The sequence below is a fragment of the Tardiphaga sp. 862_B3_N4_1 genome (assembly GCF_051811085.1).
Classification (GTDB): domain Bacteria; phylum Pseudomonadota; class Alphaproteobacteria; order Rhizobiales; family Xanthobacteraceae; genus Tardiphaga; species Tardiphaga robiniae.
On the sequence record NZ_JBPWQB010000002.1, the window covers coordinates 662,379 to 686,155 of the forward strand.

Annotated in this window: 19 protein-coding genes and 1 tRNA gene; 8 read left to right on the forward strand and 12 right to left on the reverse strand. The window is 61.6% G+C overall.

Annotation, left to right across the window (positions count from 1 at the left end):
• Positions 1-5: 5 nt before the first annotated feature.
• Positions 6-2,390 carry a heavy metal translocating P-type ATPase gene (locus AB8B02_RS20365; protein ID WP_439065016.1) on the reverse strand — a complete coding sequence of 795 codons (2,385 nt, stop codon included), beginning with the start codon at positions 2,388-2,390 and terminating at the stop codon, positions 6-8.
• A gap of 49 nt (positions 2,391-2,439) precedes the next feature.
• Between AB8B02_RS20365 and AB8B02_RS20370 the strand changes: the two genes are divergently transcribed.
• Positions 2,440-2,715, forward strand: a complete 276-nt coding sequence (locus AB8B02_RS20370) for a metal-sensitive transcriptional regulator (RefSeq protein ID WP_089266249.1) — start codon at positions 2,440-2,442, stop codon at positions 2,713-2,715.
• Between the two features lie 266 nt (positions 2,716-2,981).
• The gene (locus tag AB8B02_RS20375) at positions 2,982-5,369 is read left to right on the forward strand and encodes a bifunctional diguanylate cyclase/phosphodiesterase (RefSeq protein ID WP_439065017.1); all 2,388 of its coding nucleotides are present in this window, start codon (positions 2,982-2,984) and stop codon (positions 5,367-5,369) included.
• Positions 5,370-5,462: 93 nt separating this feature from the next.
• Here the strand turns inward: AB8B02_RS20375 and AB8B02_RS20380 are convergent, their stop codons facing one another.
• The 3 genes from AB8B02_RS20380 to AB8B02_RS20390 form a co-directional block, all read right to left on the reverse strand.
• A complete protein-coding gene (locus AB8B02_RS20380; protein ID WP_068728738.1) occupies positions 5,463-6,143 on the reverse strand; it encodes a ParA family protein in 681 nt (226 codons plus the stop codon).
• Positions 6,144-6,352: 209 nt separating this feature from the next.
• Positions 6,353-6,724 (reverse strand): hypothetical protein, encoded by a 372-nt coding sequence (locus tag AB8B02_RS20385; protein ID WP_231079282.1) that lies wholly within the window; start codon positions 6,722-6,724, stop codon positions 6,353-6,355.
• A gap of 174 nt (positions 6,725-6,898) precedes the next feature.
• On the reverse strand, positions 6,899-7,150 hold the full coding sequence (locus AB8B02_RS20390) for a hypothetical protein (protein WP_439065018.1): 252 nt from the start codon (positions 7,148-7,150) through the stop codon (positions 6,899-6,901).
• A gap of 268 nt (positions 7,151-7,418) precedes the next feature.
• Between AB8B02_RS20390 and AB8B02_RS20395 the strand changes: the two genes are divergently transcribed.
• Entirely contained in the window at positions 7,419-8,066 is a 648-nt protein-coding gene (locus tag AB8B02_RS20395; protein ID WP_439065019.1) for an SGNH/GDSL hydrolase family protein, read from the forward strand.
• 19 nt (positions 8,067-8,085) lie between these two features.
• Here the strand turns inward: AB8B02_RS20395 and AB8B02_RS20400 are convergent, their stop codons facing one another.
• The 4 genes from AB8B02_RS20400 to AB8B02_RS20415 form a co-directional block, all read right to left on the reverse strand.
• On the reverse strand, positions 8,086-8,316 hold the full coding sequence (locus AB8B02_RS20400; RefSeq protein ID WP_184511980.1) for a hypothetical protein: 231 nt from the start codon (positions 8,314-8,316) through the stop codon (positions 8,086-8,088).
• Between the two features lie 265 nt (positions 8,317-8,581).
• Positions 8,582-8,658: transfer RNA gene (locus AB8B02_RS20405), tRNA-His, on the reverse strand.
• A 151-nt stretch (positions 8,659-8,809) separates the two neighbouring features.
• Positions 8,810-9,244, reverse strand: coding sequence for a phasin (locus AB8B02_RS20410; protein ID WP_068728746.1), 435 nt, complete (start codon positions 9,242-9,244; stop codon positions 8,810-8,812).
• Positions 9,245-9,513: 269 nt separating this feature from the next.
• Positions 9,514-9,885, reverse strand: a complete 372-nt coding sequence (locus AB8B02_RS20415) for a phasin (protein WP_115033036.1) — start codon at positions 9,883-9,885, stop codon at positions 9,514-9,516.
• A gap of 366 nt (positions 9,886-10,251) precedes the next feature.
• Between AB8B02_RS20415 and AB8B02_RS20420 the strand changes: the two genes are divergently transcribed.
• Positions 10,252-13,512 (forward strand): PAS domain-containing protein, encoded by a 3,261-nt coding sequence (locus AB8B02_RS20420; protein WP_439065020.1) that lies wholly within the window; start codon positions 10,252-10,254, stop codon positions 13,510-13,512.
• A gap of 15 nt (positions 13,513-13,527) precedes the next feature.
• Here the strand turns inward: AB8B02_RS20420 and AB8B02_RS20425 are convergent, their stop codons facing one another.
• Positions 13,528-14,736, reverse strand: coding sequence for an NnrS family protein (locus tag AB8B02_RS20425; protein WP_439065021.1), 1,209 nt, complete (start codon positions 14,734-14,736; stop codon positions 13,528-13,530).
• Positions 14,737-14,738: 2 nt separating this feature from the next.
• On the reverse strand, positions 14,739-15,203 hold the full coding sequence (locus AB8B02_RS20430) for a pseudoazurin (RefSeq protein ID WP_439065022.1): 465 nt from the start codon (positions 15,201-15,203) through the stop codon (positions 14,739-14,741).
• A 153-nt stretch (positions 15,204-15,356) separates the two neighbouring features.
• Here AB8B02_RS20430 and AB8B02_RS20435 point away from each other — a divergent pair, with 153 nt between their 5' ends.
• Entirely contained in the window at positions 15,357-16,064 is a 708-nt protein-coding gene (locus AB8B02_RS20435) for a Crp/Fnr family transcriptional regulator (protein WP_439065023.1), read from the forward strand.
• Positions 16,065-16,069: 5 nt separating this feature from the next.
• Here AB8B02_RS20435 and AB8B02_RS20440 read toward each other — a convergent pair whose 3' ends face one another.
• Both AB8B02_RS20440 and AB8B02_RS20445 read right to left on the reverse strand, forming a co-directional pair.
• Positions 16,070-17,404 carry an ATP-binding protein gene (locus AB8B02_RS20440; protein WP_184512001.1) on the reverse strand — a complete coding sequence of 445 codons (1,335 nt, stop codon included), beginning with the start codon at positions 17,402-17,404 and terminating at the stop codon, positions 16,070-16,072.
• Positions 17,401-18,066 carry a response regulator transcription factor gene (locus tag AB8B02_RS20445; RefSeq protein ID WP_089266246.1) on the reverse strand — a complete coding sequence of 222 codons (666 nt, stop codon included), beginning with the start codon at positions 18,064-18,066 and terminating at the stop codon, positions 17,401-17,403. Before AB8B02_RS20445 ends, AB8B02_RS20440 begins: the two co-directional genes overlap by 4 nt.
• Positions 18,067-18,428: 362 nt before the next feature.
• Here AB8B02_RS20445 and AB8B02_RS20450 point away from each other — a divergent pair, with 362 nt between their 5' ends.
• The 3 genes from AB8B02_RS20450 to AB8B02_RS20460 all read left to right on the forward strand — a co-directional run bounded on the left by AB8B02_RS20450 (position 18,429) and on the right by AB8B02_RS20460 (position 23,777).
• The gene (locus tag AB8B02_RS20450; protein ID WP_184512002.1) at positions 18,429-20,732 is read left to right on the forward strand and encodes a TonB-dependent receptor; all 2,304 of its coding nucleotides are present in this window, start codon (positions 18,429-18,431) and stop codon (positions 20,730-20,732) included.
• Positions 20,733-20,899: 167 nt separating this feature from the next.
• The gene (locus AB8B02_RS20455; RefSeq protein WP_093757116.1) at positions 20,900-21,916 is read left to right on the forward strand and encodes a Fe(3+) ABC transporter substrate-binding protein; all 1,017 of its coding nucleotides are present in this window, start codon (positions 20,900-20,902) and stop codon (positions 21,914-21,916) included.
• Positions 21,917-22,103: 187 nt separating this feature from the next.
• Positions 22,104-23,777, forward strand: a complete 1,674-nt coding sequence (locus AB8B02_RS20460; protein WP_374725605.1) for an ABC transporter permease — start codon at positions 22,104-22,106, stop codon at positions 23,775-23,777.

Below are 23,777 nucleotides of genomic sequence, written 5' to 3' on the forward strand. Positions count from 1 at the left end.
AACTGTCAGTCCAGCTTCACTTTCGCCAGCCGGAGCGCATTCCCGATCACGCTCACCGAGGACAGCGCCATCGCTGCAGCGCCGAGCATCGGCGACAGCAGGATGCCGAAGATCGGATACAGCACACCGGCCGCAATCGGCACGCCGGCCGCATTGTAGATGAAGGCGAAAATCAGATTCTGACGGATATTGCTCATCACAGCCTTTGATAGTTCGCGCGCGCGCACCAGCCCCATCAGATCGCCGGTCAGCAACGTCACGCCAGCACTCTCGATCGCCACATCGGTCCCCGTGCCCATGGCGATGCCGACATCCGCAGCAGCCAGCGCAGGTGCATCGTTGACGCCATCGCCAACCATGGCGACCCGGCGGCCTTCGCCGCGCAGACGTGTGACCACGTCACTCTTGCGCTCCGGCAACACACCCGCCTCGACCTCATCGATACCCAGTGTCTTTGCCACGGCTTTAGCCGTCGTCGCATTGTCGCCGGTGAGCATGACGATGCGCAGGCCGTCGGCGCGCAGCTTCTTCAACGCGTCCTGCGCCGATGGCTTCACGGGATCGGCAATCGCCATCACGCCGGCGACGCTGCCATCAATGGCCACGAAGATGGCAGTCGCACCGTTCTGCCGCGCCAGTTCGGCGACGCCGTCGGAGCGCGTCGTGTCCACTTTCAATTCGTCCATCAGCATCGCATTGCCGAGCGCAACGCGCTTGCCATTGACCACACCCGATGCGCCTTTGCCGGACGGCGAGGCGAAGTCACTGGCATCGCTCAGCACCACATTGCGTTGCTTTGCTTCATTGACGATGGCTTGCGCCAACGGATGCTCGCTGGAACGTTCGATACTTGCAGCAAGTTGCAGAATCTCACTTTCGTTGAACCCTTCCGCCGGCGAGATGCTCACCAATTGCGGCTTGCCTTCCGTCAGCGTGCCGGTCTTGTCGATCACGATGGTGTCGATGCTTTCCAGGCGCTCCAGCGCCTGCGCGTCACGCACCAGAATGCCGGCATGGGCGCCGCGGCCGACGCCGACCATGATCGACATGGGCGTTGCGAGACCGAGCGCGCAGGGGCACGCGATAATCAGCACAGTGACCGCAGCAACAAGCGCGAACGAGAGCCGCGGCTCCGGCCCGAATGTCGCCCAGGCGATGAATGCGATCACCGCCGCGGCCAGCACGGCCGGCACGAACCAGCCGGCGACACGATCCGCGAGACGCTGGATCGGTGCACGCGAGCGCTGCGCCTTGGCGACCATGTCGACGATGCGCGACAACATCGTATCACGGCCGATCTTGTCGGCCCGTAGCACGAGGCCGCCGCTCTGGTTGACGGTGCCACCGATGACGCGCGCGCCTTCGGCCTTGCTCACCGGCATGGACTCGCCGGTGACCATGGATTCATCCACCGACGAACGCCCCTCGGTGACGACACCGTCGACCGGAATTTTCTCGCCCGGCCTTACGCGCAACAAATCGCCGATGGCGATGGCGTCGAGCGCGACGTCCTCATCACCGTCCTTGCCGATGCGCCGCGCGGTCTTCGGCGCAAGACCGAGCAGCGCGCGGATCGCACCTGACGTCTGATTGCGCGCACGCAGCTCGAGCACCTGTCCGAGCAAAACGAGCACTGTGATGACAGCAGCGGCTTCGAAATAGACCGCCACTGCACCGTGATGGTCACGGAACGTGTCGGGAAACAGACCGGGCGCGAAGGTGGCCACAACGCTGTAGATCCAGGCCACACCGGTACCCATGGCAATCAGCGTGAACATGTTGAGATTGCGCGTCACCACCGAGCGCCATCCGCGTTCGAAGAACGGCGCGCCGGCCCACAGCACCACGGGTGTCGCCAGCACCAACGAGATCCAGTTCGATGTGGTCTGCGATACCAGCTGCATCAGGCCGAGATGCGCACCCATCTCCAGCACGAACACCGGCAATGTCAGCGCCAGCGCGATCCAGAAGCGCCGAGTCATGTCGATCAGTTCAGGATCGGGCTTGTCGTCGAGCGAGACCTGCTCCGGCTCCAGCGCCATGCCGCAGATCGGACAGCTGCCCGGCCCTTCCTGGCGAATTTCCGGGTGCATCGGGCAGGTATAGATGGTGCCGGCCGGCGCGGGCGGGGCGGGCTCCTTCGGCTTCAGGAAACTTTCGGGATCGGCGTTGAAGCGCTCGCGACAGCGCGCGCTGCAGAAGAAATACTCATGGCCCTGATAGATCAGACGGTTCTTCGCGGTCGCGGGATCGACGGTCATGCCGCAGACCGGATCGAGCACTTTGGTCGGCGCAGCCTCGGCGTGATGGTGACCATGCGAACAGCATGCGCCATGCGTGTGACCGGCGTGGGCATCGTGCCCCGTATGCGTGTGAGTTGTCTCCGCCATCGCGACCTCGCCTCTTGAAACATATACCCTATGGGGGTATATGAACCTCATGCGCAGCGAGATCAAGACGTCCTGTTTAAAACGCCTCAAACGGATCGAGGGCCAGGTTCGCGGCCTTGCCGGCATGGTCGAGGCCGACCGCTATTGCATCGATGTGGTTACGCAGATCGCCGCGGCCCGCGCAGCCTTGCGGCGGGTCGAAGAGGAGATCCTGCGAGATCATGTCGCGCATTGCGTTGAGCACGCGATCTCGTCAGGCGACAAGGCCGATCAACGCCGCAAGATTGCCGAGTTGATGGACGTGGTCAGCCGCGTCGACCGGTGACGCGAATGCGACGTGCGGGCACGATGTTGGAAGACGGTTGATCAGTCATTACGGTTTTTGCCCGGCGAGGGTGGCGCTGAAATGCGACTACACCTTTAGGTCATCAAGAGCCGGCGAATATCCGCAAAATTTACGGTTGGATAAGCATGCGCAGCGATAGCACACGGGGCGATCTAATAGCGCCGATCGCCGGTATTTACGTGTCTTTACGTACTTATATCTAACGTCCCGCGCAATTGCGGTAATCCCGCTCGCGGTATCTGTACATGCTTACGATCTATAACTGCATCGCCAATGCCCATGATTTCAGGCTCGTCGGACTTGCGGCCATCATCTGCGCGATCGCGTCCCTCGCTGCTATCAACCTGCTCCGTCATGCGCGAAGCGCCACAGGCCAGATGCGCCTCGTCTGGCTCGCGGTATCCGCGATCTCCACGGGCTTCGGCATCTGGGCCACGCATTTCGTAGCGATGCTGGCGTTCTCGCCGGGGATGCCGAGCGGCTATAATATCGTACTTACGGTCGTCTCGCTGATCGCCGCGCTGCTGCTGACCGGCGCCGGCCTCGCCGTATCGTTGATCCCGAATTTTCGTGCCGGCCTCTGGATCGGCGGCGCCGTCGTCGCGGGCGGCATCGCGGCGATGCATTACACCGGCATGGCCGCCTTCGAACTTCAGGCGCGCATCAACTGGGATACGACGCTCGTCATCGTCTCGATCGTATTGGGAGCCGTGCTCGGCGCGATCGCGCTTCCGGTAGGGTTGCATGGCACCACCCTGCGCTGGAAGATCAGCGGCGCGCTGCTGCTGACGCTCGCGATCTGCAGTCACCATTTCACGGCGATGAGCGCGGTCACGATCACCCCGGATCCGACCATCGCCGTCTCGCCGCTGACCATCCCCGCCGGATGGCTCGCACTTGGCGTCTCATTGATCAGCTTCGCCATCATTGGCCTGGCGCTGGCTGGCATCGTGCTGGATATCCGTGATCACCGCCGCTCCGATCTCGAAGCCGACCGCATGCGCGGACTCGCCAATGCTGCCGTCGAAGGCCTGCTGGTGTGCGACGGCGACACGATCGTCACGGTCAACACGTCCTTCGCCGCGCTGGCGGGATCGTCCGCTGAATTGCTGATTGGCGGGCGTCTGCAAGACTGCTTCTCCGATAGCGATACGCGAACGCAGATCATTAGCCAGCCTGACAAATCGGTGGAAGCGAGCCTGCGGCAGCGCGACGGCCAGACGATTCCGGTTGAATTGATCCTGCGTGGAATCGACTTTGCGGGGAAGCCACATCAGGTCATCGCCGTACGCGACCTCCGCGAACGCAAGCAGGCCGAGCAGCACATCCGCTATCTCGCCCACTACGACTCCCTGACCGGACTGCCTAATCGCGGCACGTTCCATGATCGAATCGATCAGGAGATTGCGACACTATCCAAGGACCGCCCGCTCGCCGTACTCGCTTTGGATCTCGATCAGTTCAAACAGGTTAATGACCTGTTCGGCCACGCCGCCGGCGACAAGGTCCTCAAGAGCGTAACGGCGCGCATCACCGCCCTGCTTGGCGAAGGCGAGATGATGGCGCGTCTTGGCGGCGACGAGTTCGCCATTCTCTTGCCGAACCTGACCTCGCCCGCAGCTGCGAGTCAGTTCGCCGACAGGATACTGGAAGCATTCCGGAGCAAGGATGCCACCTTCGAACTCGGCAGCGTCACCGCCAGTGTCGGTATCGCACTCTGCCCAGACGACTCCAGTGATCGCGACACGCTGCTCGCTTGCGCCGACACCGCGCTCTACCGCGCCAAATCCGAAGGCCGCGCGACCTGGCGCTTCTTCGAACCTGCAATGGGGGAAGCCGTGCGCGACCGCCGGCTGCTCGAACACGATCTGCGCAACGCCATCGATGCCAATCAGCTGAAAGTGGTCTATCAGCCCCAGGGCACCATGGAGTCGGGCCGCGTGATCGGCTTCGAGGCACTGCTGCGCTGGAACCATCCCGTCCGCGGCAATATTCGCCCCGACATCTTCATTCCGATTGCGGAAGACACCGGCGCCATTCTCGGCATCGGCGAATGGGTGCTGCGCGCCGCATGCCGTGAAGCAGCGACGTGGAAGCATCCGTTGACCATCGCGGTCAATGTCTCGGCGGTTCAGATCCACCACGATAGCTTTGTCGCAACCGTCCATGAGGTCTTGCTGGAAACCGGCCTGCCCCCGCATCGGCTCGAACTGGAGATCACCGAGACTGCGCTGATCCGCGACTTTGATCGCGCGCTGTTGACACTTCGCCGGATCAAGGCACTCGGCGTTCACATCGCCATGGATGATTTCGGCACCGGCTACTCGTCGCTGTCGAACCTGCGTGCATTCCCTTTCGACAAGATCAAGATCGACGGATCATTCATCAGGTCGGTGAACACCAACAGCCAGGCAGCAGCAATCGTGCGCGCCGTCCTCGGCCTCGGCCGCGGGCTTGGGCTACCGGTGCTCGCCGAAGGCGTGGAAACCGAAGCGGAATTCGCATTCCTGCGCGACGAGAAATGCGACGAGGCGCAGGGCTATCTGCTCGGCCGTCCGGCTGACATAGACAACTTCCGTGAAGTCACCCAAGGGGTGACCTCGCCCGCCGGAGATATCGCCATTTCAGCATAGGCGTGAACACCCCACCGTCGCGGTCATACCAACGACAAAAAACGCGCGAAAGTCTCGCGCGCTTTTTCTGGGGTCAAAAGAGCAGAACGGCTATCAGGCCGCCTGCTTGTGCATCGCGCCGGTCGCCGATCCGTTGCCGCGAATAGCCTTGATCGAACGTTCGATCGCCGCCCACAGCTTCCCGATCTCGCTGGCTGCGCGACCTTCTGCCTGATATTCGCGGGCGCCTTCGCCGTTGCCAAGCGCGAGCAGGAGATCTGCACGGTTGGTGATCTGACCGGACCACACCGGAGCCTTGAACTTGGCGAGCGCTTCGCGGGCGATCGTCACGATACGGCTTTCGGAATCGTCACGGCGTGCCGGCGCACCGTTGATGACAACCGCATAGGGCTTGCGGGCCGAACGGCAGCTCTGGATCGTCGCCTGCACCGCATCGACGTCGAACACGCCGGGACGCGCAGGAATGATCACCATGGTTGCGTTCTTGATGGCATCGTCGACCACAGCCGATGTATTAGGCGGCGTGTCGATGAACACCCATTCAAAACCGTCACGCTTCGCGGCGGCAACCATTTCGGTCACGCTGCGATTTGCGATCTTCAGCGGCGGTTCATTTGTTCCCCGCAGCTTGTGCCACAGCGTCAACGAACCCTGCGGATCCGCGTCGATGAGCAAGCAAGGCTTCGTTGATTTATGAACTTGAGCAGCAAGATGTGCAGCCAGGGTACTCTTCCCCGAGCCGCCTTTACGCGATGCGAAAACTATGACGTTCATATGTTGGCCTCCAGATTGACCCCAGGAGGCGAAAATGAATCAGTCTGCTGATTCGTTAAAGTCATATTTACGCGTAATTCAAGGATATGTGCCTGATTTGTTTGGAATGTTGGTTTTTGAGTCACACAGTGCGGCGCAACAGGCCCGAAATGAGTCAGGTGTAGTACGCTTGTCGCCACTTTGTCGCACTCTGGTATCAAGTCAGACGCTCAAATCTTGCTATCAGCGCCGTTGGAACGAGTTGAATCCGGGCCTTCGATAGCAATGCCCTTCGCGCGCTGACGTTCGATCCACTTTCGCTCAAGCCAACCGAGAAACTGCGCCACCGGTTTTTCCAGCGGCGGAATATCCTGCGCGATGAGGATGAGTCCGAGCGGCAACATCCAGAGGCCGAGCACAGGTAGAATGCTGAAAATCCCGCCGATAATCAGCAAAATGCCAAGCGGGAATCGCACGAGCTTCGATGAGGGCTTTCGCAACCAACCTACAAATCGAGCCGGTCGGGGCGGAAGTTTGGTTTCGAACCAGGCCAAATGCCGATTGAGTTCGGCCTTGTAGTCGATATTGGTTTCGCTGCTCAAAATGACGCTCCTCGTGGTCTGGAGATGTTGTTTCGTGTCGTGATACCCAACGTGTCAGTTTGTCACGGGTTCACTTTTTTGCCACGATCGATGGCGTCACGGTGCAGCGACTCGGCGAGATCACGCCGTTCTGCATGCTGACTAAACGTCCATTCACATGAAAGCGAAGCCTGATCAGCTCGAGCGAGTCGGTTTTTTCGCCCTTCGCGACTTGACCGCGGGCTTGCGCACGCTGGCCGGCGTTGCCCGAAAGAATTGCGCGCAGCCCGGGCTCAATTGCGCCCGCTTCTGGATCATGCAGGCCGTCACGCGATCCACATCAGGAATGGCTGCACTGCAGAGCCGAAAGGCATCGCCGGTGCAGAGCTGTTGCTGATCGTCGGTATAGGCTTGCGACGGCGTCGCCAAGAACGACGCGCCGATCATGAGTGACATGGCAAGCGACCCGCTCAAAATCCCTGGACGTACCGACATTAGTCCCCCCCTGGTTGCACATTATCGTGGGAGTGTCGGAGACGATTGCCAGCTTGGCAAGGTGGACGTGACGGGGATCGGGCTTGCCTTCGCGCCGGCCCTGTAGTTTCTCCCGGACATCGCGGCGCCGTTGCCCCGTCGCGACCTCGTGCGAGAGACGGTCCAGGATGAACAGTGAGACAAAAGCGATACTCCGAACCTGCGCGGGCGGTCCACGATCATGAACTGGACCCGTATTGGCATTATCGGCTTCGTGGGGTTGTGCGGCTGGGCGGCATGGCCCAAAGGAAATGACGCGACGCCGCCGCGCCCACTTCTGATCAGGGCAGCATTGAAACAGGTCGATGATCCCGTCATCATCCTCGGCGACAGTATCGTCAAACGCGCAACCTTCCCCCGTGCCGTATGCGGTCGGCCCATCGTCAATGCCGGAATCGACGGATCGACGACATCGAGCGGTCTCGATGCCATGCTGACAAAAGCACTTGGCGGGAAGCAGGCCGCCATGGTCGTCGTCTCCCTCGGACTCAACGATGCTGCGGTCCCTATGAACGCGGACTCATACAGGACCAACTATCTCGCTTTGCTCGCGACGCTGAAATCCACGACTCCACGAATGGCCATCGCGACTGTGACACCTGTTGAAGCCGGCAGATCCGATAGCGCGCGCATCAACGATCAGGCGATCGACAACTACAACGCGTTGCTGCCAACCATCGCCGGCGATGCTGGCGCGAGCCTTGTCACCATCCCGTCCATGCCGGCGAAATACACAACCGACGGCGTTCATCTGAATGATGCCGGCTATGCGATCTGGACCAAGGCGGTTCTCGGCGGGGTCAGCGACGTCCTCTGCAAAGGCAAGTAACAGCAACGCAGAAACCGCATCAGGCCTCATTGACGCCAACGCCGCGCTCATCAAGGAGCTGCTGCCCTTTCAACGTGATCCTAAATTTCGGCCCCGCTGCCGGCTTGGCTTGATCGATTACCTCGACAAGCCCTTGAGCAATCAGCCCGTCAAGCACGGCACGTTTTTCGGCATTGAGATCGAGCCCGGAGGCGCGCGCGATGTCGCACATCATCGCAATAGCGGTATTGCTGATATCAGCGTCGATCATGATTGCCTCCCTGTCGTTGGGAAGCCAACGGAACGATGGCAATCGAGTTCCACGACCGGCCTGGCGGAAGCACGCGGGCATTTACGACGTCGAGTTGCCCGAAGGCGGGCTGTTTGTGCGGAAACCTTACAGCCCCGAGCCAGATCGTGGGCACGCTGAATGATCTGACCGGCGCGCCGGCATTACCGGCCCGACCCAAGCGGTCAGACATTGCCGCAGCCCAAAGCAACGGCCAAGCTCGAATCGGCTAAATGATTGATTTGTATGGTACAGTTGGGTGGTCTCGAACCACCGACCTCCTGCTCCACAAACAGGCGCTCTAACCAACTGAGCTACAACTGCATCCTGACCGGCCCCAAAATCAGGGGGTCCCGAACAGGCGGGAAACTAGGTGCAACGCATCACTTTGGCAAGGCCGCGATGATGATTTTTGGCGCAAACAAAAGCCCGGGCTTGCGGCCCGGGCTTTCGATTATTTGGCGGTGCGATCGGCTCAGGCGGCCGGCTGGAACAGCTTCGAAGCGCCGGTCTTGATCGGTTCGGCGGTCTCGGTGGCGATCTTCTGGCCGAGTTCGGCCAGCTGTTTGGTCTGACCGGTGAAGGTTTCAACCTGGCTGCGCGCAAAAGCGGTCCACAGCTCCATCGCCTGCGACGGCGACTTCACGCCGATCAGCGACTGGGCGAAGTCAAAACCCGCATTGGTGTTGGTCTTGGCAATGTCGAGCAGCTTGGCCGAATATTCGGCAGCGCCCTTGGTGGCCGTGCCGAACACGGCTTCAACCGTGCTGTTATGGGTCTCGGCAGCGTCCTTGAACTTGGCATAACCCTCGCGCGCCTGCGAGACGCCCTTTTCGGCGAATGCGCGGACCTGCTCCGGCACCTGGAACGGGATAACGGAAGATGAGAACGGATCGGTCGATTCGGCCATAGCGTGCATCCTTCGTGGTGGGGGGTGAAATCAATAAACCCGTGGAGGCTGCGGAAGGCACCGGTGCCTTTCATCAGCTGGCGGGAAACAGAGCGGCATCGCCATCAGCGATGCGTCATTGTGGTTACCGCAATATCATGTCGGAATTGTGCGGCGCAACAGAATATTGCACCGCAGAATCGCATGAGACCCGGATCGAATGCGCGCCCACGTCATGGAACTCGCTAAATATCAATCACTGATTGCATGGCGGAGAGCGCAGGGGTCGGTCAGCTCTTGGGCTTGGCGGCGTCCATAGCAGCGCGGCTCATGATCTGGCCCATTTCGCTAGCTTGCTCTGCCAGCGACTTCATCTGCGACTGCACGTATTCGCTGTGGAGCCGCATGACGTCGCCGAGATCCTTGGCGTGCAGCAACTGCTGGGCATAATCCAGCGACGCGGCGACGTTCTTCTCGGCATAGGCGATGGCCTTGGTGCTGACATCCTTGGCGCCGGCGCGCACGGTCTCACCGCGATTTTCGATCGACGACGCCGTGCTCTGGGCGCTGGCCAGAAACTTCTCGAATGCCTGCTTGGCCTGGTCGAAGCTGGCTTCGGCCATTGCGCGCATTTCCTTCGGAATTTCGAATTGGTCGGTCATGTCCCGCTCCATTTTGCATTGACGAAGCCGTCCACGGCCCCGTCTCCCGTGTCGCCCACTGCAATCTAGCCGAGCTTGGCATCGCCGATGTGACGCGGCGTCCCGTCCTCGTCCGATCCCATCGTGGACCTTTGTTTTTGTTTTGCAACTGCCAACGCATGGCCCAGCCCCTCCGTTCGGCAGAATGCCGAACCCTCGGAGCGGATTAACGTTATTGCTGCTTTGGCCTGCTGGAATGGGCCGGGGACGTGGACCTGCGCGTCCGCGCGGGCGATACTAACGAATTATTAAGGATGTCATCGTTTGGCCCGCAATCTGTGACGCGGATACCGGACGGGCGCCCAACGAGTCAGTCATGAAGTGCCGATGAACAATGCGGATTTTCAGTTGCGGGGCGTTGGCGATGCACGGCTGGCCGTACACGCCACCAGCAACCAACCGGTCTGGCTGTGGTCGCGCGACGGCACCCGTGTGCTGTGGGCCAATCCGGTCGGCGCGCGACTGTTCGGCGCCCGTAACGCAGCGGACCTGTTTGCCAGGACTTTCGGACCCGCCGATACCCATCGCCGCCAGATAGCCCAGCTCGGCTCCCGGTTGCCGGCCAGTGGCGCAATGCGGCTGGAGCGCCTGCGCGGCTTCGGCGCGGCGCTGGGCAGCTTGATGACCTGCGCCTGCTCGCAGCTTGAATTTCCCGATGGCGGCAGCGGCATTCTCGTTGTCGCAGCGGAGCCGCTCGGTGGCCGCGGCATGCCGCTGGTCGAACGGCTGCAAAATCTCGTCGAGGGAATCGACACCCCGATCGCCGCCTTTGCACGCGACGGCCTGTTCGTCGGCGCCAACGAAATGGCTCGGGCGCTGCTTGGTTTTCGCAATCTCTCCGATGCCGGCCTCGATCATGCGCGCGACGGCGCGCTGAAGGACGGCCGCATCGAAACGCCTATCGGTTTTGGCCGCATGGTACTGCAGCGCGTAGGCAGCGGCGCCGATGTCGGACTCGTGGCGCTGATCGCGCCGGGCGCTGTGCATCCGGCGCCGAGCGAAGAAGAACTCGAGGCTCCCACAAAACCCGAAGCCAGTGTTGAACCACAGAGCGCCCTTGCAGAGCCGAGCGACCTGTTTGTCGAATTCGATGAGGCCATCGAAGCGGCAGACCTCAACAAACAGACCATCGACATCGACGCTCCGATCGAGCCGGAAAAAGCCGAGATCGATCGCGACGTACATCTCGAAGAGGTGATCGCCGAAACCATCGCACATGCCGACGCACCGACTGAGACTGATGCGCAGTCGCCCGCCGTCGAAGCCGTTGCCGACCAACCTGCGTCCGTTGCGCTGCCAGAGATCGAGCCGCGCACGACGCCGCTCCGTTTCGTATGGCAGATCGATGCGGAGAAGCGCTTCACACTGAACTCTGACGAGTTCGTCCACCTGATCGGCCCGCGTACAGCGGCAGGCTTTGGCCGTAAGTGGAACGATCTGACAGCCGAATTCAACCTCGATCCCGATAGCCACGTCGTCAAGGCGATGGCCACGCAGCAGACTTGGAGTGGCATCACGCTGCTCTGGCCGGTGGATGGCGGTGGCCGTCTGCCTGTCGAACTCTCTGGCCTGCCGCTGTTCGATCGCGAGCGCAATTTCACCGGCTATCGCGGTTTCGGTGTTTGCCGCGATCTCGATGGAATGACGCGGCTCGCCGAGCAGCGTCGACATGATCACATCGGCGATCCACCGCCCCGACCATTATCCGCCGATGTCGCGCAGGCCGGCCCTGTCGGCGACAGTCTCGATGAACCGATTACCCTCACCACCAACCCGATACCAGAACAGACACCACCGCCAACCACACCGGACAGCACCGTGCAACCACCCGAGAACGTCGTGCCATTTCGACCAGGCGATCCCAGATCGCCGGCACTGACGCCTGTCGAGAACAGCGCCTTCAATGAGCTTGCGCGGCAATTGTCGGCGCGGCTTGAGTCGGAAACGGGACTGATCACGAGCACGAACACACCCGAAGCGGACAGCGAGACAGACGATGCACCGACGCCTGCCCAGACCTTGTCTCAGCCAGCTGAGGCGGCGTCACAGGCTGCCTGGCTGACAACGCCACCGGCTGCACCGCGCGGCGAGATGATGCGCGACAAGGTGCTGCTCGACCTGATGCCGGTCGGCGTCCTGATCTATCGCCTCGATCGCCTGCTGTTCGCCAATCCCGCCTTCCTCGCCCGGATGAACTATCCGAGCCTGAACGCACTGGAAGAAGCGGGTGGCCTCGATGCGCTCTATGTCGGAGCTGATGTCTCTTCTGCGGCCAGCACCTCGGATGACGGCACCGCCGTCACGATTTCAGGCGGTGACCAGTCCGGCAACACGGTGCCCGCCGAAGCGCGCCTGTACACGATTTCATGGGACAACGAGCCGGCGCATGCGCTGATTTTCTCTCCGTCCAAGGCAGAGCCTGTCGCCACCCCTGTTACGATCGCTGCGCCCGTTGCGGACGCGCCCTTGCCCGCCGGCCATATCGATGCCGAAGATCTGGCCACGATCCTCGATACCACGGCCGAAGGCGTCATCATGTTCGACGCCGAAGGCAATATCAATTCCTGCAACCGCAGCGCCGTGGCACTGTTCGGCTATAGCGGCGAATTACTGACGCAGCGGAATCTGACCGACCTCTTCGCAGCAGAAAGCCGCCGCGTGGTGCAGGACTATCTCGCAAGCGTCAAGGATTCCGGCGTGGCCAGCCTGATGGATCATGGCCGTGAGGCCCTGGGCCAGGTGCGCGCCGGCGGCCTCGTGTCGCTGTCGATGACCATCGGCCGCACGCGCACGGATGGACCGAACTTCTTTGCCGTGTTCCGCGACCTGACGCAGACGAAGAAGACCGAAACCGAACTGCTGAATGCACGCCGCCAGGCCGATCGTGCGGCAACCGCCAAGGCGGATGTGCTGGCGCGGATCAGCCACGAGGTCCGGACACCGCTGAATGCCATCATCGGCTTTGCGGAAGTGATGGTCGACCAGCGCTTCGGCCCACTCGGCAACGAGCGCTATGTCGAATACATGAAAGACATTCGGGCCTCGGGTGAACGCGTCATCGCGATCGTCAACGATCTGCTCGATCTGTCACGCATCGAGACCGGCAAGATTGACCTCGCTTTCACCACGCAGAACCTCAACGAGATGGTGGAGCAATGCGTCGCGGTGATGCAGCCGCAGGCCAATCGCGGCCGCATCATCATCCGTACCTCGCTGGCGCATCTGCTGCCGACGGTCGTTGCCGACGCCCGTGCGCTGCGGCAGATCACGCTGAATCTGATCGGCAATTCGATCCACCTCGCCAATGCCGGCGGTCAGGTGATCGTCTCAACCGCATTGTCGGACTTCGGTGAGATCGTGCTGCGCGTCCGCGACACCGGTCACGGCCTCAACGACAACGAACTCGCTGCCGCGATGGAGCCGTTCCGGAGTTCAACGCCGGCTGATTCTTCGGAGAGCTCGGGTGTCAGCCTGTCGCTGACCAAGGCCCTCGTCGAAGCCAACAACGCGCGCTTCCAGATCAAGACCGCGCCAAGCTCGGGCACGCTGATCGAGGTGGCATTTTCGAATGCAGCAATGAAAGCCTGAGCGGCCTTCACCGATTTAGCGACTGAGCGCCATCGCCGCGTCGGAACGGCGTGGCTTGCGATAGCCGATCAGCAGCGGACCGAATGAGACGGCGAAGCCGATAAAGGCCGCGACCCACGTCAATGCTGCAACATGGAGCAGCGGCGGACTGTAAGCCGGCGCGATCACGGCGCCAATCCGCGCCAGTGCCGCTACGATGACGGCAGCATAGATCATCAGCGTCGTGCGTGAGGCGTGCAGTGCCTGGCCAGTATGCCCCAGTGTTGCGCGGCTCATGACAGCCAGCGTCATCACGCCGGCCGCACCTGCCATCCATGCATGCAGGCCGGCGCTGGGCGCGACCCATCCTGCTGCCGCTGCGGCATTCAGCAGAAAACCCAGCGGCACGAAAGCGTAACCAATATGCAGGATCAGCAGCAGGCACTCGCGCGAGGTGCGATCGCCGGCCCAGCGCGCAAGACGCATGATGTGCAGCAAGCCGACCAGCGCGAGAGCCACTCCCGTTAGTTCGGCAAAGGGCCGCGCGATCCACAGCACCAGCGCAGCGGCGCTGACGGCAATGACAACCATATCGAAACGCGCGAACGGCACTGGAAGCCGACCGGGATTCTCGCGCACCAGCCAGTTGCGGGTGAAGCTCGGAATGATCCGCCCGCCGATCAGCGAGATCAGCAACACCACGACCGCGACGCCGATCTGGATGCTGACGTCTGCGACGCCAGCAAGATGAGCTTCGACATGAAAGGCGATGTTACCGAGCAGCAGGAAGGCGACGATGCCGACCACCGGCAGATTGCGCCAGTTGCGGCCCGCCGCGATCTCGCGGGTTGTAGCGGCAGCGACCAGCGTCAGGAAACTCACATCGACCAGCATCGCCACGAGCCAGCCGGTATAGGCCGAAAACGTCAGGCAAATCCGTCCCGCGATCCAGAGGACGACCAGCCCGAGCAATGGCAAGCCGCGGATTGGCAACCGGCCGGTCCAGTTCGGAATGGCCGTGAACAGAAAGCCGGTGACGACGGCCGACATGAAGCCGAACAGCATCTCGTGAATGTGCCAGTCGCGCGGCGCAAAACCGGTGGCCAGCGCCAGCCGGCCATGGAAGGCCGGCATCCAGACCAGAATTCCCAAGCCGGCATAACACGCACCGAGCAGGAAAAAGGGGCGGAAGCCGGCCGAGAGCAACGGCCAATCGGCGATGGAACGAACACGAAGAAGCGTCATCGTCACTCTCCCGTTTGGAGCGCGTACTTCGCAGCCACTTTCTCGAACAGCGCCGCGAACGCTGTCTTGGCCTTGCCGGGATGGGTCACCGCCTTGGCTTCGGCCGCGTTGGTTGGCGTACCGACCACCACCAGTCCCACCATGCCCATGCCGTAATGCGGCGCGCATTTCACGCCGTAGACGCCGGGCTTGTCGAAGATCACCACGAGGTCCTGGCTCATCTTGCCAATGAAGGGCGTCGCATCGGCGGGCAGCATGCCTTTGACCGATTCAACGCTGTGCGCCTTGTCAGTCGACACGAATTTCACGGTATCGCCGGGCTGCACATTGACCAGTGCGGGCTCGAACACCATTGCGGTCCCGTCGGCGTCCTTGTTGAGCATTTTGACCTCGACTTCCGCAGCGCCAGCGGCGCCTGTCAGAGCGAAAAGGACGGCGGCGGTTGCAAGCATAAGAGCCTTGCGCATCGTATTTCTCCGTAAACTCCGGTCATTTCAGCCGGATGCGCCAAATTAGGCCTGCCGCCCGGCCTCGACATTGCGCCAGCGCAAACTTCCGCTTGATCGACGCCCGCAATCACGGTCTAGAAGTGGCCGGAACGGGAACTTGACGGAGAACGCATGTCGGCAGTCGACAGCTCCATGGTCGCGCATCTGCCGCTGTTCGAGAGTCTCGACACCGCAGCCTGCGAGGCGATCCTGTGCGAGGCGCATTCGATCCGCGTCCCGAAGAACAAGGTGATTTTCGAGCAGGGCGAGGACGTCCATTCGTTCTATCTGCTGCTCCATGGCCATATCCGCGCGACCAAGATGACGCCCGCCGGCGAACAGGTGATCGTGCGCTATGTCGCGACCGGCGAGATCTTTGGGATCGGTCAGGCGATGGGGCTCGCAACCTATCCGGCAACCGCAACGGCGGTGGATGACAGCGTGGTTCTGGTGTGGCCCACCACGATCTGGACGCGGCTGGTTGCTGACTATCCCGCCCTTGCCGCCAATACGCTCAAGACCGTCGGCAGCCGGTTGCAGGAGGCTCATACGCGCGTGGTCGAGATGTCGACCCAGCAGGTCGAGCAGCGCGTTGCTCACGCCCTGCTGCGACTGGTGAACCAATCAGGCCGCAAGACCGCGCAAGGCATCGAGATCGATTTCCAGTTGAGCCGTCAGGATATCGCTGAAATGACCGGCGCCACGGTCTTCACCGTGAGCCGCACGCTCAGCACCTGGGAACAGCGCGGGCTGATCGAAAGCAGCCGGCAGCGCATCGTGCTGCGCGAACCCGAGACATTGCGTGCGCTCGCTGATGCCGTTCCAGGTGATGACGCATAGCGTGGTTACGCGGCTTCGAACTGCCTGACTTCGTTCGGCACTTCTCCGAGTGGGATCGAGACGGCAGCCCTGACGCCCTGAGCATCGTCGCGGTTTGCGATATCGAGGCTGAAGCCGTTACGATCCGCCGCCGTCCGGGCAATCGCCAGTCCGAGCCCCGTGCCATCGATATCCATCGGCGCCGCACGGAAGAAGCGGTCGTAGAGATACGGCACGGCGGATTCCGGTATTCCGCATCCGCTGTCGATCACCTCGATGACGAGATCCGTGCCTCGGCGCTCAGCCTTGATGCTGACCGCGCCGCCGGCGCGCGTGTAGCGCACCGCATTGTCGAGCAGGTTCGAGACGATCAGCCGGAGATCGGCGGCACGAACATTCAATTCATCACGCGTCCCCGGCTCGATCGCGAGTGAGACGCCCTTTGCCTCGGCGATGGACACGAAACCGGACACCACCAGCCGCACGAAGGCCTCCGCATCGACGACTTCGGCTTCGCTTTCGATGCCGGCATCGGCGCGAACCATGGTCATCAACTGGTTGACCGAATAAGAGGCCCTTCGAATCCCGTCGAGCAGATCCTGCGCTATTTCACGCTCAGGCCCATTGAGCTCCCGTGCCCGCAGATTATCGATCTGGATCTGAAGCGCCGCGAGCGGAGTCCGCAATTCATGTGCCGCGTCAGACACGAAGCGACGCTGGGTCTCCAGCGCGGTCTGATGTCGCTCGATCAGCGAGTTCATGGCTGTCACAAGCGGAGCGACTTCGACCGGAACGCCTGTCAGGCTGAGCGCGCCCTTCGCATCGGCGCTGCGCTGGCCGATATCCATCGACAACGTCCCGAGGCCAGAGAGCACGCGCTTGACCGCCCACCAGATCATCAGCCATGCGATCGGAATGGCCGCGATCAACGGCACCGCAGCGCCCGCGGCCGCATAGGCGGCAACTTCCTCACGCGCACTCCAGCGCTGCGCAACCTGGATCGCATGCGTGGCATCACGCGAACGAAACACGCGCCAGCGCTCTCCGCCCGCGGTCACGTCGGCATAGCCGAGTTCCGACTGAAACGGGATATCGACCGAAGGGCCTGAACGATGAATGGGCTGTTTCGACTGATCCCAGATCTGGATCACCAATTGGTCTTCCAGTTCGGCATCGATCCGCGGCTCGATATCGTGCCGGAACACCATGCCCGCCGTGAGTGCAACCTCATGAAGGGCGTTATCCTGGAAGCTGTTCACCTCGTATTTGACGAAATAATAGGACGTGATGGCCGCAGCAACGCCGACCAAGATCAGCAGTCCCGTGACGTAAGTCATCACGGTCTTTCGCAACGACGTCATGCGCCCTCCTTGGTGACCATCCAGCCCGCACCGCGGACATTGCGGACAATGTCCTTGTCAAATTTCTTGCGCAGCCCGTGAATCAGCACATCGACCGCGTTGCTCTGCACTTCCTCGCCCCAGCCGTAGATCCGGCTCTCGATCTGGCTACGCGACAGAATCTGCCCGGGCCGTTCCATCAAGGCCTGCAGTACCGCAAATTCGCGCACCGACAGCAGATGCTTGATATCGCGGAATGTCGCCACCTGCGTCGATGGATCCAGCGTGATCTCCGCAGACGTCATGAGCGATACCACGCGGCCATTGGCGCGGCGCGTGACTGCGCGGATGCGCGCGAGCAGTACCGGCAATTCAAACGGCTTGACGATGTAATCGTCTGCGCCGAGATCGAGGCCCGCCACCATATCGGACACACCATCCCGCGCGGTGATGATAAGGGCCGGCGTGGTCATGCCGGCTTTTCTTTTCGCCTTGAGCACGTCCAGGCCGGACATCTTGGGAAGACCGATATCGATCAGTGCGACCGCATATTCCGACCGGTCCATCGCGGCGAAGCCATCGCGGCCATTGCGCGCCCAGTCGACGCTCATGCCATTCTCGCTCAGGCCACGCACCAGCGCCTTGCCGAACATGGCATCGTCTTCGATCAGTAGAACGCGCATCATTCAATCTCGTGCCTGCGGGACATTCGGAAAGCCAGTCAGTCAGACAACATCGGAGGCATCCCGATATTCCCTTATCCCAAGTGTCGGTGACTGCGGCGCTTACGCGCAGCGCTTGTCCAGTGACCAATCGTTTGGCGCAGGCTAGCCGTCGCTCCTCGTTTAGAACGATTACAAATTATCTCGACGGCCATTGGTGCATGGATCACACACCCTGAGCATATCCCTCGAAGTTCGATTTATTCTAAACGCCATCTAATTCGCGCCTAATACTCCGGATTGCAGATGTGTCCAAGTGTTTCCGAGGAAGCACAAGGACCGCCGGCGTTTGCGTGAGCGGAGAATATTTCAGGGGCGTAGTAATGACTTCCAGGACTTCTATCGGCGCGCGCGGCACGGCGGCGCGCAAAGCTTTTCTGATTTCGACGAGCGCGGCGGCCATCATCGCGGCTGGATTTTGCATCGCAGAGCCGGCGATTGCGCAGAATGCGAATTCCGGCGCATCGACATTGCCGCCGGTGCAAGTCGACGCTCCCAGCGCACCGCGCGTACGCCGCGCCCAGCCGCAGCGCGCCGCATCCGGACGCGTCGCCCGGACGCGCCCCGTTGCGCCGCAGCCGGTTCGCCAGCCGCTCAGCGTCAACCCCCAAGACGCACAGTCCGGCCAGGTCGGCTACATCACCCGCAATATTTCGAGCGGCACCAAAACCAACACCGCGCTCCTCAACGTGCCGCAATCCGTCACGGTGCTGACGAAGGAATTCATCCGGGATCAGGATTTCCGCAGCATCGGCGAAGCGGTTCGCTATGTGCCGGGCGTCGTGCCGCATCAGGGCGAAGGCAATCGCGATGACGTCGTCATCCGCGGCCAGCGCACCAATGCCGACTTCTTTATCGACGGAATCCGCGACGACGTGCAGTATTTCCGCGATCTCTACAACACCCAGCGCATCGAGGTCCTGAAGGGACCGAATGCCATGATCTTCGGCCGCGGCGGCGGCGGCGGCGTCATCAATCGCGTGCAGAAGGAAGCCGATGGCGTTTCGATCCGCGAAGTGACAGTTCAGGGCGGATCGTTCGACAACAAGCGCGTCACCATCGATACTGGCGGCGCCGTGAACGAGAATGTCGCAGCGCGTATCAACGCAATGTACGAGAATTCCGGAACCTATCGCGACTACGGCCATCTCGAGCGCTATGGCATCAATCCGACCGTTACGATCCGCGGCGAGGATACCAAGGTCAAGCTCAGCTACGAATATCTGCATGACGACCGCACCGCGGATCGCGGCATCCCGGCACAGGGCACCGTACCGGCGCCCACGAATGCACGCCCGACTGTACCATTCGCAACCAATGCTTCGACCTTCTTCGGCAATCCGGACCAGAGCTATTCGAAGCAGGACGTCCACATTGCCAACGCCGTCATCGACCACGATTTCAACAACGGTCTCTCGGTCAAAAATTCGTCGCGCTATGCCAATTACGACAAATTCTACCAGAACGTCTTCCCGACCACGGGGACGTTCGTCACACCGGGCGGTATCGCGTCAATCTCGGCTTACAACAACCTTGCTCAGCGCGAAAACCTCTTCAATCAAACCGACTGGACCTACAAGACCAATACCGGCCCCGTGCTGCACACTATCGTCTTCGGTACCGAGTTCGGACGGCAGAACACTTTCAGCCTCCGCAACACCGGCCAGATCAACGGCGGCACGACCCTGCTCGTTCCCGCGTCCAGCCCGACCACCTTTGCCCCGTGGTCGTTCATCCACAACAACGCCTCCGACAACAACTCCTATGCGACGCTCGACATCGCATCGGTCTATATTCAGGACCAAATCGAGGTCAGCCGTTACCTGCAGTTCATCGGCGGCGTTCGTTACGATCGCTTCGACCTCACGTCGCAGAACCTCAATCCGGGCGGCACCGTAGACAGCCGCGTGGATAACCTGGTGTCGCCACGCGCCGGCGTGATTATCAAGCCGGTCGACAACGTCTCGGTCTATGGCAGCTACAGCATTTCGTATCTGCCAAGCGCCGGCGACCAGTTCAGCTCGCTGACGCCATCGCTCGCCGTCACCGTGCCGGAGAAGTTCATCAATAACGAAGTCGGCGTGAAGTGGGACATCACCCCACGGCTGCAGGCCTCCGCGGCAATCTACGACCTCGACCGGGAGAACCAGAGGTTCATCGTGGGCGGCCAGGTTGTCGCCCTTGGCAAGACCAACACCAAGGGTGCTGAGCTCAGCCTAACCGGCTATGTCACCGATCAGTGGCAGGTCACCGGCGGCTACGCCTACACCGACGCGCGCATCGTCGATGCCAGCTCCGCCACGATCGTCGCGGGCAACCGCGTCGGCCTGGTGCCGTTCAATACCTTCACCATGTGGAACAAATATCAGTTCAATGAGATGTGGGGTGCCGGCCTCGGTATCATCCATTACGACGACTTCTTCGCCACGTCGGATGATACAGTGAAGCTGAAAGCCTTCACCCGCGTCGATGCCGCAATCTACTTCCGGCTCGACAAGACGTGGCGTGCCCAGCTGAACATCGAGAACCTGTTCGATACCAGCTACTACGCCACCGCCGATGCGGCCAACAACATCACGCCGGGCTCGCCGCGTGCGTTCCGGGCTTCGGTGACGGCGAACTTCTAAGAGCTCTCGACAGTGGGCCGCAGGTAAGCCGTTGCTTATCTGCGGCCCACTTTCGAATCTGGAATCAATCTAATCTTTTGTCACGCGACGTTCAGTCACTGACATTCGAACGCCCACTGCGCTACTCCACCTGACATTGTAGATACGCCCCTTGCCGGAGCCATTTCATGATCAAGCATCACGCCCTCGCCACCGCCGTCGTCTTCGCCGCCCTCGGTGCTTCAGCGCTGCAGGCCGCCGAAGAGGTCAATGTCTATACTTATCGCGAGACCAAGCTCGTGCAGCCGATCTTCGAGGCCTTCACCAAGGACACCGGCGTGAAGGTCAATGTGATCTCGGCGAGTTCGGGCCTCGAGCAACGCATGAAGGCCGAAGGCGCCAACAGCCCGGCGGACGTGCTGCTGACGGTAGATATCGGCCGCATCGACGAGGCCGTGCAGGCGGGCGTGACGCAGCCGATGAAATCCGAGGTGATCGAGAAGGTCGTGCCGGCGCAATATCGCGATCCCGACGGCCACTGGGCCGGCATCTCGATGCGCGCCCGCGTGATCTATGCGTCGAAGGATCGCGTCAAGCAGGACGCCATCACCTATGAGGAACTGGCCGATCCGAAGTGGAAGGGCAAGATCTGCATTCGCTCCGGCCAGCACATCTACAATAACGGCCTGTTCGCCGCCTATGTCGCCAAGCACGGCGAGGCCAAGGCCGAAGAATGGCTGCGCGGCGTCAAGGCCAATCTGGCGCAGAAGCCCTCGGGCGGCGACCGCGAGACCGCGCGGGACGTTGCAGCCGGCAAATGCGATCTCGGTATCGGCAACACCTATTACTGGGCGCTGATGATGAATGCCGATCCCGACAAGAAGCCGTGGGCGGAAGCCACCAAGGTGATCCTGCCGACCTTCGAAGGCGGCGGCACCCATGTGAACCTGTCCGGCGTGCTGCTTGCCAAACATGCGCCGAACAAGGCCAATGCCATGAAGCTGATCGAATGGCTCGCCGGCGAGCATGCCCAGCAGGTCTATGCCGACGCCAATTACGAATATCCCGTGCGCGCCGGCATCACGATCAATCCGACCATCGCGGGCTACGGCAAGCTCAATGCCGATCCGATGCCCATCGCCAAGATTGCCGCCAACCGCAAAGCCGCGTCGACGCTGGTGGACAAGGTCGGGTTTGATAATTGAGCCCGGCTATTGCTCCGTAGGCTGCGATGATACACAGCCTATCAGTATGTTGTCCCCGCCCTGTGTGCCTGCAGCGCACACGGGGCGGGGACCCATACGCACCGAACTCTCGGTAGGGCGCTGTGGCTACGGCAATTTCTGACTTACTTCTCCTTGGGGTATGGATCCCCGCCTTCGCGGGGATGACATGCGGAGAGTGCCCACATGGGCATGCACGCCCGTGAGGCCTTCCCGCACCGAAGCGCTCGCGATTCTCGTCGCAGTTGCCACCGCACTCCTCGTGGCAGCGCCCGTGATCAGCATCGCATTACTCGCGCTGCAGCCGGAGCCTGAGCTTTGGCAGCATCTGATTGCCTATGTATTACCGCAAGCGCTGCGCGACACCGCAGCCCTCCTGATCGGCGTCGGTATCGTTACGCTCACAGTCGGTGCCGGCACCGCATGGCTGGTCTCGGCGCACGATTTCCCCGGCCGCACGCTCATGCTCTGGCTCTTGCCGCTGCCGCTGGCGATTCCGACCTATCTCGCCGCTTACGTCTATGTGGACCTGTTCGAGCCACTGGGTCTCGTCCATCGCGCGCTGGCAACGGCAATGTCGTTGCCCGGCGCGATCGGGTGGCTGCCGAGCCTGCGTTCGTTGCCCGGCGCCATCTTCGTGATCGGCATCGTGTTGTATCCCTACGTCTATCTCTCTGCCCGCGCGATGTTCCAGCATCGCAGCGCCGATTTTGCTGAAGCCGCGAAGATACTCGGTGCCGATCGCTGGACGACGTTCCGCCGGGTCTCGCTACCGATGGCGCGCCCCGCCCTCGCTGTGGGCCTCGCACTGGTATCGCTGGAAACGCTGAATGACATCGGCGCCAGCGAATATCTGGGCATTCGTACGCTTACCGTCTCGGTTTTCACGACCTGGCTCAATCGCGGCAGCCTTGCAGGTGCCGCGCAGCTGTCATTGTTCATGCTCGCCATCGTCGGGGTACTGATCACCATCGAGCGCTTCGGCCGCCGCGAAGGCAGCGTGGAATTCTCTTCGGAGAATCCGAGACTGGCACCGCGCACGCCTTTGACGGGTGCACGCGGATGGCTTGCTTTCACCGCCTGTCTCCTCCCTGCCCTGCTCGGCTTCGCCGTGCCCTTGCTCTATCTACTGCGTGAAAGCCTGCGTCGCGGTCTGCTGTCGATGGAAACGACGGTTTGGCGCGATGCCGGCCACACCATTGCGCTGGCCGCAATTGCCACAGGAGCTGCGCTGCTTCTCGGGCTTGTGGTGATCGTCGCTCAGCGCTGGCGTGCTTCGCGGCTGACCAACCTGTCGGTCGCCGTCGCTCAGACCGGCTATGCGCTGCCCGGAACGGTGCTGGCGCTGGGTCTACTGACGCCGGTGCTGTTCATCGACAATGGATTCAGCAAGCTCGCCGGATGGCTCAGTCTCGCTTCGCCCGGGCTTGTCATGGTCGGCTCCGGCGCCGCCGTGGTGATCGCCTACGTGATCCGGTTCCTGGCGGTGCCGACCGGTTTCATCAAGGCCGGCTTCGAGCACATCCCCGTCGATTACGACGACAGCGCCCGCGCCGCCGGCGCGCCGGCAATCACCACGCTGCGCATGATTCAACTGCCACTATTGCGTCCAGCATTGTTCGGCGCCGTCATCGTCGTCTTCGTGGATTGCCTGAAAGAATTGCCAGCAACGCTGTTACTGCGACCGCTCAATGTCGAAACGCTCGCGACATCGATCTATCAATATGCCAGTCGGGGCAGCTTCGAAGAGGGCGCACTCGCCGCACTGCTGATCGTCGCTGCGAGCATCGGTCCGGTGGTCTGGCTGACGCGGTTTGCGGATGTCCCGCAGGGGCCGGTCTGA